Below are 12,410 nucleotides of genomic sequence, written 5' to 3'. Positions count from 1 at the left end.
GATCGCTCCAAGGCACGGTTTTTTTTACTGCGGTCTTACTTGTTGACCGCGTCGGTCAGGCCTTTGGCCACAACCAGCTTGATCACTTTCTTGGCAGCGATTTCGATGGCAGCGCCAGTCGAAGGGTTGCGGCCGGTACGGGCAGGACGCTCGGTGACTTTCAGCTTGCCAACACCTGGCAGAGTGATTTCGCCGCCATTTTCCAGCTGATCGGCAACGACTTGGCCCAGTTGGTCCAGCAGCGAACGCACGGTAGCTTTTGGTGCGTCTACAGATTCAGCCAAATCAGCGATCAGTTGGTCTTTAGTAAGAGCCATGTAGTGTTCCTTCCCTATCAAATTCATATGGATTGCAGAGTGCAGTGTCAGCCATCGAGCCCGATCTCTCTTGATCAGGCACCCTCGGCAATCACCGCGACGGATCGGGGTAATAGATGCCGAAAACCGGGATTGGTTCGACCTGACAGATGCTGAATGCACGCTTAACGCAGTGACTTCGCGTAAGACCGGGCAAAACTAGCACAACGCCTCTGAAATATCCGCCTCTAGCTACCCATTTGGTCAGCTTTCTTGCGCTAAAACGTTAAAAAAATGCATATAGGGTGTCGGACGGGTCTGAAAGGGCCTTTGCCGGGTTCCAAAACCAGTGATTGCGGTACACTGGGCCCTTTTTCGGGGAGCGCGCCCTCCTCTCTTTCATCAGCCGAGAAATCCATGCCGATCCGTCATTGCATCGTCCACCTGATCGACAAAAAGCCCGACGGCACCCCAGCGGTGCTCCATGCCCGCGACTCCGAACTGGCAGAGTCCACGGCCATCGAGAACATGCTCGCCGACCTCAACGAGAGCTATAACGCCAAGCAAGGCAAGGCCTGGGGCTTTTTCCATGCCGAGTCCGGGGCGCATCCGTTCAGCGGCTGGCTGAAGGAGTACCTGGACGGCGGCAAGGACTTCACCGCCTTCAGCCGCGTGGCGGTGGAACACCTGCAAAAGCTGATGGAAGAGTCCAACCTGTCGGTGGGCGGCCACGTGCTGTTCGCTCACTACCAGCAAGGCATGACCGACTACCTGGCCATCGCCCTGCTGCACCACAGCGAAGGCGTGGCGGTGACCGATGAGCTCGACGTGACCCCGTCCCGCCACCTGGACCTGGGCCAGTTGCACCTGGCGGCCCGGATCAACGTGTCGGAATGGCAGAACAACAAGCAATCGAAGCAGTACATCTCGTTCATCAAGGGCAAGAACGGCAAGAAGGTCTCGGAATATTTCCGTGATTTCATCGGCTGCCAGGAAGGTGTCGACGGCCCCGGTGAGACCCGCACCCTGCTCAAGGCCTTCAGTGACTTCGTCGAAAGCGAAGACCTGCCGGAAGACGATGCCCGGGAAAAGACCAAGACCCTGGTCGACTACGCCAGCAGCCAGGCCAAGCTCGGCGAGCCGATGGGCCTGGAAGAACTGTCCGAGCTGATCGATGAAGATCGCCCGAAAGCCTTCTACGATCACATCCGCAACAAGGACTACGGGTTATCGCCGGAAATCCCGGCGGATAAACGCACCCTCAACCAGTTCCGCCGCTTCACTGGCCGCGCCGAGGGCTTGTCCATCAGCTTCGAAGCGCACTTGCTGGGCTCCAAGATCGAGTATGACGAAGAAGCTGGCACGCTGATCATCAAGGGCCTGCCCACGTCGCTGACCGACCAGCTCAAGCGTCGTAATTGATGTTTGGTGGGGTGCTGAAGAAATTCCTGCTGATTCTGCTGGTGGTGGTGGCCTATCAGAACTGGGGCAAGATCGAGCGGGTATTCAACCCGTCACAGATGGTTTCCGAGCAGATCCGCAGCAACGCCCGCGTCGTGCTGTATGCCACCAACTGGTGCGGCTACTGCAAGGCAACCCGGCGGTTCCTGGATGAGAAAGGCGTGCCGTTTCACGAGTTCGATATCGAAAAGGACACCGAGGCGCGCAAGGCCTATGAGGCGCTGGGTGGCCGGGGGATTCCGATCCTGGATGTGAACGGCACGTTGATTCGTGGGTATGAGCCGGAGAATATTCTCAAGGCGTTGTCCGCGATATAGGTTTAAGGGCCTCATCGCGAGCAAGCTCGCTCCCACAAGGTCATTCGTTGTTCATCGAGCCTCGATCCGGAAGCCAAACCGCGGAAAGTGCACATGCACCACTCCGCCCCGCGCGTCTTCGCGACGCAGAATCAGTTCCTCGCTGCCGGCAAACAACAACTCCCCGACCACCGGATCGACACCATAGTCGGTCGCGGCGATGCTCACCTGCTGCCCTGCAGTGAACCCGTTCGGCTCGTCGAATGCCTCATCCGGCAGCGCTGCCGGCGTTGCGTTGCGGGCAACGTCCAAGGCCTCTTCGGCACTCATCTGGCTCGAGGCACCATGGCCGAAACCCAACACCCGCGCCAACCAGGCCGAGACAGCCGGATACGCATCCACCAGCGACGAGGTGACCGGAGTGCCCTTGAGGAACCACAGTGGATGGGCCATGGCGAAGTCGGCAATCGACGGATCACCCAACAGGAAATCGCCCTCCTCGCGCTGCAACTGTTGCTCCAGCCGGGCCATGATCGTCGGCCATTGGTGCTTGGCCTGCTCGGCAGCCAAGCGTGTAGTCGTGCCGCCACTGAACAGCCCGGCGCGGTCGCTGACGAACGCCTTGATCGCTTCGGGCGATAACTTGGCGAACCGCACCGCCACCGACTCCGGCTGGAACACCAGGCTCACCGCATGCTGGAACACCACCGAATCGGCCCACGCCGCAAAGGACGCGGCGAGCATTTCCCGGCCTTCGGGGAACAGCGCCGGCGAGGCTTTTTCCTGCTCCAGGCGGCGAGCCATCAGCGACGTATCGCAATAGATATCCGCGCCGACCTGCAACACCGGCGTCTTGCGATAGCCACCCGTCAACGCCGTCAGGTCAGGCTTGGGCATCATTGGCGGAATGCTCACCGAACGCCAGGACAGCCCCTTGAAGCCCAGCAGCAGCCGGGCTTTTTCCGCGAAAGGAGACGTTGGGTAGTGATGAAGGATCAGCTCTGACATGAGATTAGCCACTGCAGGAATGAAGTCTTACAGCTTAGCGCGCCTGATCGGGACAGCCTACCGGCCTGATAAAGGCCTATCAGCCCGGCTGATTGAGCGACAGCGCACTGGCCACCAGGCATTCCTTGGCGCTTTTCTTGAGCTTTTTGATCAGCCGCTCCTGGCGCAGGGCCTCGCCCTTGTCGCGACAAGCCTCGGTGTACACCAGGGCCACTGCCGGGCTGGAAAGGAAGAAGCGCGCCCCCTTGCCGCTTTGATGCTTGGCGAAACGCCGCACCGGGTCATCACTGATGCCGCAGTACAGCGAACCGTTGGCGGCCCGCACCAGATAGACGAACCAGGGTTTGTCCGGTTCGGTTGGGCCCTGTGCAGGCAGATCGGGAGAGAGGGCGGCAGTCGTCACAAGATGTTCAACAGGTCGGCAAAGACAAGCCGCGATCTTATCAGCGACTGGCCTGGAACGCCCGCAGCCCCTTGAGCGCTTGGGCCCTGACGGCGTTGCGCACCAGTGGTGTCCAGCCCAGCAGCAGGCCCTTGGCGCCCAATGCCTGGCGAGACCAGCGCCACAGATCGAAGCTGTCGTGGTGTTCGCAGATCTTGCCGTCGCGAAAAACGAAGCGCGCCTGAATGTCGTTGATCACAATGTTGCCGGTCTGGCTGAACAAGTACGTCGCCACCCAATGGGCACCACCGGTACGCTCATCGCTGCGCACGTTATCGAAGGTCAGGGAAAAGTCCTTGGCCCGGGTCGTCAGCATGCGCCACATGTCGCCGGCATCGCGCCCGCGCAGCTCGCCGAACGCCGGGTCGCTGAACAGCACGTCGTCGGTGTAGCAAGCGCTCATGGCTTCGGCGTCCAGGCGTTGGAAGGCCTGATAGAAACGGCTGATCAAGGCGTTGTGGGCATCACTCATGGACAGGCTCCGAAAAACGTTTCAGTAGGCCAGTACGATAATCTGCCGCCGCCGGGAAGACTATCGTCATTCGCCATGAAAATGATATCAACGAAGGTCTGTGACCCTTTCGCTGCTGGCCCCGACGTACAACGCCCGACCTGCGCCGATGCCGGCGATGATCGCCCCCAGGCCAACCAGGCCGAAGATCCAGCCCAGGGCATTCCAGCCGCCGGTCAAGTCGTGGACCACACCCACCGCGAACGGCCCCATCGACGCCAGCGTATAGCCGAACCCCTGGGCCATACTGGAAAGGTTGGCGGCCACATGGGCGTCCCGCGAACGCAGCACGATCAGCGTGAGCGCCAGGCTGAATGATCCGCCCTGCCCCAAGCCCAGCAGGATCGCCCAGCCCCACAAGCCATCGAGCGGCGCGTAGAGGCAACCGAACAACCCGCCCAGGACCATGAGCATGACGATCACGATGGCCAGGCGCTGGTCCTTGCCACGTGTTGCCAACCAGGGCGCGGCGAGGGAACTGATCAATTGCACGATGACCGAACCGGACAGCACGAGCCCGGCCTGGGTCGGCGTCAGGCCACGGCCAATCAGGATCGACGGCAGCCAGCCAAAAACGATGTAGGCCAGGGACGATTGCAGCCCCATGTACAACGTCACTTGCCAGGCCAGGGGATCACGCAGCAAGCCGCGGACCCGATAAGCCACCTGGTGGGCACCGTGTTTCTCGCCCACTTGCGGTAACCAGAACACCGCGGCCAGCAGCGCCGGGACCACCCAGAAGCCCAGGCCCAAGGCCCAGCTGTGGCCAAACTGCTCGCTCAGCGGCACGGTCGCCCCGGCCGCCATCGCCGCGCCCAGGCACAAAGCCATGGTGTAGACGCCGGTCATGGTGCCGGCCTGTTTGGCGAAGTCGCGCTTGACGATGCCCGGCAGCAGCACGCCGATCACACCGATACTCGCGCCAGCCAGGATGCTGCCGACGAACAGCCCGACCTGACCGAAGGCACTGCGCAAGACAATCCCGCCCGCTAGCGTCAACAAGATCCCCAGCACCACGCGCTCGGCACCGAAGCGCCGCGCCAGCACCGGTGCCAGCGGCGCAAACAGGCCCAGGCAAAGCACAGGCAATGTGGTCAGCAAACCGGCCTGGGCAGCCGACAGGCCGAGACTTCTTGACACTTCGCTGAGCAACGGCGCCATGCTCGACAACGCCGGACGCAGGTTCAGCGCCACCAGGATCAACCCGAGCAGCAACAGCCAGGGGCGACGCACCAACAAATGGCGCTGTTGGGTCTGCTCATCGTCGGCCTCGGCGTCAATCAACAGTTCTTCGAGTTCGGCGGCGCGTTTGGGCGCCGTCGAAGTGGCAGGGTCAAGCAGATCGCGGGACATGGAAAACTCGGGTTCGGGGCTCAGGGTTCATTGATCAATTGGCGGCACAGGGACTTGGCCCGTTGCGGATCCTGTTGCTCGACGGCTTCCAGGATTTCGACGTGCAGGTCGAACACATGTTGATGGCGCGGGGTGATGTTGAGGCTCTGGCGCAACTGCGCGCCGATGACGCTGGAGAAGTAGCGATAGAGTTCACTGAGCGCAGGGTTGTGCGCGGCATCCACCAGGAGGCGGTGGAACACCAGGTCGCAGGCGATGTAGCGCTCCAGATCGCCGTGATAGTGCTCGCCGCTGTCTTGCAGCGCCCGGCGCAAGGCAAGCAGATCCTCATCGGTGCGCCGCAGCGCCGCCAGGCCAATGGCCTCCACCTCCAGGATATGCCGGGTTTCCCGGGCCTGTTCCAGCGAACAGCGGGACAACACCTTGAGCGTATCCAGCGGATCAACCACTGCCCGCACGTAACTGCCGTCGCCCTGGCGGATCTCGATCAGCCCGGCAAACGCCAGCACGCGCATGGCTTCGCGCACGGTGTTGCGGCTGATACCCAGCTCCGCCACCAACTCCGGCTCGGTGGGCAAGCGCTGGCCGACGGCCCACACACCATCGCTGATACGTCGGCGCAATTGCTCCAAGGCCTGATCGACTAGGGAGCGCTTTATCAATGGAGAAATATCTGACATGGAGTCCGCCCTTTCATCCAATCATAGGATGAATTTTCTGACATGTTAGTCAGCTTCATCCCAGAGAACAAGCGCCTAGGGTTTAAGGGCAGGTAAAGAGCAAGATTTTCGATTAGTCAAAATTACCCTTTGAGGGTAATTTTAGAGACAAGGTAAATGACTTTTTATGGAAAAGAGCACACCCCATTACGAGCTGGCAGAGGTCAAGGCCGAGGTTCGCAGGTTGGGAAGCAAGGCGTTCACGATGAGCGCGCGGGAAGGCGGACGGAGGATGACGTTAAGTCTTGCCCAGATGCTGCGGATCGTTCACCTGCTGGAGTACAGGATGCTGCACAAATCGATGACCACCTATGCCGATCACCGAATCTGGCAAGACGTCTATCACACAACATTTCAGGATCGGGAGATCTACATCAAAGTGACTTACCGCCCCGGCGGTGGGCATCCGGTGATCTCCTTCCAGGAGAAAAACCAATGAAAACGCAGCAATGTGTCAGTTGCGGCACTCACGAGGCCATGCATCACTTCAAGGATCGCAGCGTCACCGTCGACTACAAGCGCGTAGCCCGGCTGGTGCACGACATCGCCGGATGGGAATGCCAGGTCTGTGGCGAAATAGAATTCGATCACGATACCGACAGCGCCGAGCGCTATTCCAAGGCAAGCGACCAGTTGCTCGAAGACTGCCTTCAAGCCATGGGCGCAGAGATCAAGCGCATCCGTCGCAAACTGCATCTCACCCAGAAAGAAGCCGTGAAGTTACTGTCCGGCGGTGGGCACAATGCCTTTTCCCGCTATGAGCGAGGCGAGATCCCCCCACCTCAACCACTGTTCATGCTGATGCGCCTGCTGGATCGTCATCCGCACCTGATGGCCGAGATCCAGGTCCTGGACGAAGGCACCGACCTGCGGCAGTTGTTGCTTGACCGCCACCCCGAGCGCGAAACCGTGCTCAGCTCCTGAGGCGAAGAACACGCAGGCAAAAATAAACCCGGACAAGTCCGGGCTTATTTCACTGCCTAAGGCCGGATCAATGCAGGATCTGGCTCAGGAACAGCTTGGTGCGGTCGTTCTGCGGGTTGTCGAAGAAGTCGTTCGGCGCGGCCTGTTCGACGATTTCACCCTTGTCCATGAAGATCACGCGGTTGGCCACGGTGCGGGCGAAGCCCATTTCGTGGGTCACGCACAACATGGTCATGCCGTCTTCGGCCAGGCCGATCATGGTGTCCAGCACTTCTTTCACCATTTCCGGGTCGAGGGCCGAGGTCGGCTCGTCGAACAGCATGATTTTCGGCTTCATGCACAGGGCACGGGCGATGGCCACACGCTGTTGCTGACCGCCGGAGAGCTGGCCCGGGTACTTGTTCGCCTGCTCTGGAATGCGTACGCGCTCCAGGTAATGCATGGCGATTTCCTCGGCCTTGCGCTTGGGCATCTTGCGTACCCACATCGGCGCCAGGGTGCAGTTCTGCAGGATGGTCAGGTGCGGGAACAGGTTGAAGTGCTGGAACACCATGCCGACTTCACGGCGGATCGCTTCGATCTGCTTGAGGTCGTTGGTCAGTTCCACGCCGTCGACCACGATGCGACCCTGCTGGTGCTCTTCCAGGCGGTTGAGGCAGCGGATGGTGGTGGACTTGCCGGAGCCCGACGGGCCGCACAGCACGATACGCTCGCCCTGCTTGACGTTCAGGTTGATGTCTTTCAACACATGGAACTGGCCGTACCACTTGTTGACGCCCTGCATCTGAATAATGCCTTCAGGGCTCACAGGCTGTTTGATCGCTTCACTCATAAACTACGCTCCTAACGCTTGTGGCCAGTGTCCAGCTTGCGTTCCAAATGCATGGAATAGCGGGACATACCAAAACAGAAAATCCAGAACACCAGGGCGGCGAACACATAGCCTTCGGTGGCCATGCCCAGCCATTTCGGGTCGGCGGCAGCTTGTTTCACGCTGTTGAGCAGGTCGAACAGGCCGATGATGATCACCAGGCTCGTGTCCTTGAACAACGCAATGAAGGTGTTGACGATACCCGGGATCACCATCTTCAAGGCTTGCGGCAGAATCACCAGGCCCATGCTGCGCCAGTAACCCAGGCCCATCGCCGCGGCAGCTTCGTACTGCCCCTTGGGAATGGCTTGCAGGCCGCCGCGCACCACTTCGGCCACGTAGGCCGACTGGAACAGGATCACCCCGATCAGTGCTCGCAGCAGCTTGTCGAAGTTCATGCCTTCGGGCAGGAACAGCGGCAGCATCACCGACGACATGAACAGCACCGTGATCAACGGCACGCCGCGCCAGAACTCGATGAAGGTCACGCAGACCACACGAATCGCCGGCATGTTCGAGCGCCGGCCCAGGGCCAGGACGATACCCAGCGGCAGCGCGCCGGCGATACCGACGGTGGCGATCACCAGGGTCAGCATCAGGCCGCCCCATTGGCTGGTTGCCACGGCGTCCAGACCGAATACGCCACCGTGCAGCAGGCACCAGGCGATGATCGGGTACAGCACCAGGAAGCTCAGGCCGTAGATCGCCTTGCGCGGGAAGCGCGAGATGAACAACGGCGCCACACCGATCACTGCCAACCATACGGTCAGGTCGACGCGCCAGCGCAGGCCCGTTGGGTAATAGCCGTACATGAACTGGCCGAAACGCTGCTGGATGAACACCCAGCAGGCACCTTCCTTGGTGCAGTCGGCCTGGGTGGTGCCGACCCAGTTGGCATCGAGGATCGCCCAACTGAGGATCGGCGGGACCACGAGGTAAATCAGGTAGAACGCGAACAGCGTCAGCAGCGTATTGAGCCAGCTGGAGAACATGTTCGCGCGCATCCATGCCATCGGCCCGAACACTTTGCTCGGCGGCGGCATATCAGGTTTGAAAGTATGGGATGTCATGCGCTTTTCCTCACCGCTCGATCAGCGCAATGCGCTTGTTGTACCAGTTCATCAGCAGGGAAATGCTGATACTGATCGCCAGGTACACGCTCATGGTGATCGCGATCACCTCGATGGCCTGGCCGGTCTGGTTCAACACCGTGCCGGCAAACAGCGAAACCATTTCCGGGTAACCGATACCGGCCGCCAGCGAAGAGTTCTTCGCCAGGTTCAGGTATTGGCTGGTCAGCGGCGGGATGATCACACGCAGGGCTTGCGGGATGATCACCTTGCGCAAGGTCGGACCGTTGCGCAGGCCCAGCGAGTGAGCCGCCTCGGTCTGGCCATGGCTCACCGACTTGATGCCCGAACGCACGATTTCGGCGATGAACGCCGCGGTATACACCGTCAGCGCCAGGGTCAAGGCCAGCAATTCCGGAATCAGTACCCAGCCACCGACGAAGTTGAAGCCCTTGAGTTCCGGCATTTCCCAATGCACGGGAGCACCGAAGATCAGCGCGCACAACGCCGGGATAACCAGGAACAGCGCCAGGCCGACCCAGAACTTGTGGAACGGCTCACCAGTGGCTTCGAAGCGCTTGTTGGCCCAGCGGGTCATCAGCACGATGGCGACAATCGCCAGCACGACACTGGCCACGAACGGCCAGAACCCTTCCGACATCAGCGCCGCCGGCATGTTGAGGCCGCGGCTGCTGACAAAGAAGGTGTCGCCGAAGTTATGGCTGTTGCGCGGTCCTGGCATAGTCAGGAACACCGCGAAATACCAGAACAGGATCTGCAGCAGCGGCGGGATGTTGCGGAAAACCTCAACATACACCGTGGCTACTTTGGCGATGATCCAGTTTTTCGACAGTCGGGCCACGCCGACAATGAAACCGAGGATCGTTGCCAGGATCACGCCGATGAAAGTCACCAGCAGTGTGTTGAGCAACCCGATGACAAAAACGCGGGCATAGCTGTCCGCTTCGGTGTAGTCGATCAGGGTTTGAGCGATGCCGAAACCGGCACTGCGCTCCAGGAAGCTGAAACCGGAAGTGATACCCCGGTGCTCGAGGTTGGTCTGCGTGTTATCGAACAGAAACCAGCCCAGCGAGATAACCGCCACGATGGTGACGATCTGAAATACCCACGCACGCACTCGTGGATCGCTGAGGCTGAGCCTCTGCTTAGGTGCGCCGATTGAATTTTGCATGAAGTGCCCCGCAAAGAATGGAACAGAACATCACCCGGTGGTTGGCCCACCGGGTGATAGAACCATCAGCGCACTGGTGGTGCGTATTGAATGCCGCCAGCGTTCCACAGAGCGTTCAGGCCGCGATCGATTTCCAGCGGAGTGCCCTTGCCGAGGTTACGCTCGAACATTTCGCCGTAGTTACCGACTTGCTTGATGATCTGCACGACCCAGTCCTTCGGCAGCTTCAGGTCCTTGCCGTACTCGCCGTCGGCACCGAGCATACGAGCAACGTCTGGGTTCTTGGTGGCCTTGGCTTCAGCCTCGACGTTTTTCGAAGTGATGCCGGCTTCTTCAGCATTGAGCATGGCGTAGCCAGTCCAACGCACAACGGCCAGCCACTCGTCGTCGCCATTACGCACGACCGGACCCAGCGGCTCCTTGGAAATGGTTTCCGGCAGAACCACATAGTCCTTCGGCGAAGCCAGCTTGCTGCGCTGGGCGAACAGTTGGGACTTGTCGGAAGTCAGCACGTCGCAACGACCGGATTCCAGCGACTTGGCGCTTTCATCGGAGGTGTCGAAGGTGATCGGGGTGTATTTCAGGCCGTTGCCGCGGAAGTAGTCGGAAACGTTCAGCTCGGTGGTGGTACCGGCCTGGATGCAGATGGTTGCACCGTCCAGTTCCTTGGCACTCTTGACGCCCAGTTTGTTGTTAACCAGGAAGCCGATGCCATCGTAATAGGTGATGAAGCCTGGAAATTTCAGGCCCATGCCCGCGTCACGGGAGCTGGTCATGGTGGTGTTGCGCGACAGGATGTCAATTTCACCAGACTGCAGTGCGGTGAAACGCTCCTTGGCGTTCAGTTGGCTGAATTTCACTTTGTTCGCGTCGCCAAATACGGCGGCGGCCACGGCACGACAGAAGTCGGCGTCGATACCCAGGATCTTGCCAGTGGAATCAGGCACCGAGAAACCCGGCAGGCCATCACTCACACCACATTGCACAAAACCTTTCTTCTGCACGGCATCCAGGGTTGCACCCGCCTGAGCGAACCCGCTGACACCAAGGACTGCTGCTGCAGTCATGACGGCCAGGGTGGATTTCAGTAACTTCATTCAAACCTCCAGTTTTGCTCTTGTTGTGTCGGAGCTCGAGCCCTATCGCACCCTTTTGGGGCATTGCCGACCCTTGTTGGCTTTTTTTAGGGTCAACCGACGTCTGGACCTTCGCTATGAGTCTAATAATGAGGATGTCCGTAAACAGTGGTCATGCCCATCTCTCACCAATCGGCCGAACGGGCTGTAGCCCTTCACGTTCGCGAAGCCCGTAGCGGCTACTGGCGAACATTCATCACCGGATTTCTGATATCCCATGCGTTGCGGTGAACTGATAGTGTTACCGCACAGCGTAAGAATCATCACTCAGGTACACCCATAGCAAAGCCCGTACCAGACCGCTGCGCTTAGCCCTTGTAAAACACGTCAAGACAAAAACTTTCAACTTTGCGACATCTAATTAACTGAGACACCGGGCACGCACTGTAATCACGCACTGATTGGGCGCGCCCGCACAGATTTGGAGCACAACCATGACCGACCCCCTGATTCTCGAGCCCAGCAGCGCTGCCGACGCGTGCGTTATCTGGCTTCACGGCCTGGGCGCCGATCGCTTTGATTTCCTGCCAGTCGCTGAAATGTTGCAGCAAAGTCTGCTCACCACACGTTTCGTTCTACCCCAGGCACCGACCCAACCAGTAACGATCAACGGCGGCTACGCCATGCCCAGTTGGTACGACATCCGGGCCTTGAGCCCGGCGCGGGCCATTGACGAACAGCAGCTCGAAACCTCGGCACAACGGGTCATCGACCTGATCGAAACCCAGCGAGCCAGCGGAATAGACGCCTCGCGGATTTTCCTGGCGGGTTTCTCCCAGGGCGGCGCGGTGGTCTATCACACGGCATTCGTGAAATGGCAGGGCCCGCTGGGCGGCGTGGTCGCGCTGTCTACTTATGCACCGACTTTCAGCGATGAGCTGCAGTTGTCGGCCAGCCAGCAACGCATTCCGGTCCTGGCGCTGCACGGGCAATACGACGAAGTGGTACTCAACCCCATGGGTCGGACCGCGAAAGAGTATTTAAAGCAACATGGTGTCACCGTGACATGGCAAGAATACCCAATGGGCCACGAAGTGTTACCCGAGGAGATTCGCGACATCGGCACCTGGCTGGCCGAGCGGTTACGCTAAGAGACTGATCGCCACGCCGGTCCTTTGACGATCACACTAC

General features: G+C 59.8%; 15 protein-coding genes. 5 read left to right on the top strand and 10 right to left on the bottom strand.

The features are described from left to right. Window positions 1-35: 35 nt before the first annotated feature. Window positions 36-317 (bottom strand): HU family DNA-binding protein, encoded by a 282-nt coding sequence (locus ASC85_RS08540; protein WP_003205289.1) that lies wholly within the window; start codon window positions 315-317, stop codon window positions 36-38. A gap of 396 nt (window positions 318-713) precedes the next feature. Between ASC85_RS08540 and yejK the strand changes: the two genes are divergently transcribed. Both yejK and ASC85_RS08530 read left to right on the top strand, forming a co-directional pair. Next, window positions 714-1,718, top strand: coding sequence for a nucleoid-associated protein YejK (gene yejK, locus ASC85_RS08535; RefSeq protein ID WP_014340016.1), 1,005 nt, complete (start codon window positions 714-716; stop codon window positions 1,716-1,718). Beyond that, window positions 1,718-2,074 (top strand): glutaredoxin family protein, encoded by a 357-nt coding sequence (locus ASC85_RS08530; RefSeq protein ID WP_057448988.1) that lies wholly within the window; start codon window positions 1,718-1,720, stop codon window positions 2,072-2,074. Before yejK ends, ASC85_RS08530 begins: the two co-directional genes overlap by 1 nt. Window positions 2,075-2,125: 51 nt before the next feature. On the opposite strand, the gene ASC85_RS08525 is transcribed toward ASC85_RS08530, so the two are convergent. The 5 genes from ASC85_RS08525 to ASC85_RS08505 all read right to left on the bottom strand — a co-directional run bounded on the left by ASC85_RS08525 (window position 2,126) and on the right by ASC85_RS08505 (window position 6,047). Then, on the bottom strand, window positions 2,126-3,061 hold the full coding sequence (locus ASC85_RS08525; RefSeq protein ID WP_057448987.1) for a glutathione S-transferase family protein: 936 nt from the start codon (window positions 3,059-3,061) through the stop codon (window positions 2,126-2,128). Window positions 3,062-3,140: 79 nt separating this feature from the next. Beyond that, on the bottom strand, window positions 3,141-3,464 hold the full coding sequence (locus tag ASC85_RS08520; protein ID WP_057448986.1) for a GIY-YIG nuclease family protein: 324 nt from the start codon (window positions 3,462-3,464) through the stop codon (window positions 3,141-3,143). A 40-nt stretch (window positions 3,465-3,504) separates the two neighbouring features. Continuing rightward, on the bottom strand, window positions 3,505-3,975 hold the full coding sequence (locus tag ASC85_RS08515) for a nuclear transport factor 2 family protein (RefSeq protein ID WP_057448985.1): 471 nt from the start codon (window positions 3,973-3,975) through the stop codon (window positions 3,505-3,507). An 87-nt stretch (window positions 3,976-4,062) separates the two neighbouring features. After that, on the bottom strand, window positions 4,063-5,367 hold the full coding sequence (locus ASC85_RS08510; RefSeq protein ID WP_057448984.1) for a CynX/NimT family MFS transporter: 1,305 nt from the start codon (window positions 5,365-5,367) through the stop codon (window positions 4,063-4,065). 20 nt (window positions 5,368-5,387) lie between these two features. Beyond that, window positions 5,388-6,047, bottom strand: a complete 660-nt coding sequence (locus ASC85_RS08505) for a FadR/GntR family transcriptional regulator (protein WP_057448983.1) — start codon at window positions 6,045-6,047, stop codon at window positions 5,388-5,390. A gap of 166 nt (window positions 6,048-6,213) precedes the next feature. Here ASC85_RS08505 and ASC85_RS08500 point away from each other — a divergent pair, with 166 nt between their 5' ends. Both ASC85_RS08500 and ASC85_RS08495 read left to right on the top strand, forming a co-directional pair. After that, on the top strand, window positions 6,214-6,525 hold the full coding sequence (locus ASC85_RS08500; protein ID WP_057448982.1) for a type II toxin-antitoxin system MqsR family toxin: 312 nt from the start codon (window positions 6,214-6,216) through the stop codon (window positions 6,523-6,525). Continuing rightward, window positions 6,522-7,010 carry a type II toxin-antitoxin system MqsA family antitoxin gene (locus ASC85_RS08495; RefSeq protein ID WP_057448981.1) on the top strand — a complete coding sequence of 163 codons (489 nt, stop codon included), beginning with the start codon at window positions 6,522-6,524 and terminating at the stop codon, window positions 7,008-7,010. Before ASC85_RS08500 ends, ASC85_RS08495 begins: the two co-directional genes overlap by 4 nt. A gap of 67 nt (window positions 7,011-7,077) precedes the next feature. Here the strand turns inward: ASC85_RS08495 and ASC85_RS08490 are convergent, their stop codons facing one another. The 4 genes from ASC85_RS08490 to ASC85_RS08475 all read right to left on the bottom strand — a co-directional run bounded on the left by ASC85_RS08490 (window position 7,078) and on the right by ASC85_RS08475 (window position 11,240). Then, a complete protein-coding gene (locus tag ASC85_RS08490) occupies window positions 7,078-7,842 on the bottom strand; it encodes an amino acid ABC transporter ATP-binding protein (protein WP_003205299.1) in 765 nt (254 codons plus the stop codon). 11 nt (window positions 7,843-7,853) lie between these two features. Beyond that, the gene (locus ASC85_RS08485) at window positions 7,854-8,951 is read right to left on the bottom strand and encodes an amino acid ABC transporter permease (protein WP_057448980.1); all 1,098 of its coding nucleotides are present in this window, start codon (window positions 8,949-8,951) and stop codon (window positions 7,854-7,856) included. A 10-nt stretch (window positions 8,952-8,961) separates the two neighbouring features. Continuing rightward, window positions 8,962-10,143 (bottom strand): amino acid ABC transporter permease, encoded by a 1,182-nt coding sequence (locus ASC85_RS08480; protein WP_014340024.1) that lies wholly within the window; start codon window positions 10,141-10,143, stop codon window positions 8,962-8,964. Window positions 10,144-10,208: 65 nt separating this feature from the next. Continuing rightward, window positions 10,209-11,240 carry an amino acid ABC transporter substrate-binding protein gene (locus tag ASC85_RS08475; protein WP_057448979.1) on the bottom strand — a complete coding sequence of 344 codons (1,032 nt, stop codon included), beginning with the start codon at window positions 11,238-11,240 and terminating at the stop codon, window positions 10,209-10,211. A 473-nt stretch (window positions 11,241-11,713) separates the two neighbouring features. Between ASC85_RS08475 and ASC85_RS08470 the strand changes: the two genes are divergently transcribed. Beyond that, a complete protein-coding gene (locus ASC85_RS08470) occupies window positions 11,714-12,370 on the top strand; it encodes an alpha/beta hydrolase (protein WP_057448978.1) in 657 nt (218 codons plus the stop codon). The last annotated feature ends 40 nt before the right edge of the window (window positions 12,371-12,410 follow it).

This window comes from Pseudomonas sp. Root401 (assembly GCF_001425105.1).
Lineage (GTDB): Bacteria > Pseudomonadota > Gammaproteobacteria > Pseudomonadales > Pseudomonadaceae > Aquipseudomonas > Aquipseudomonas brassicacearum.
Note: the sequence above shows the minus strand (reverse complement) of the source record. Positions and strands in the feature narration are given on the sequence as shown.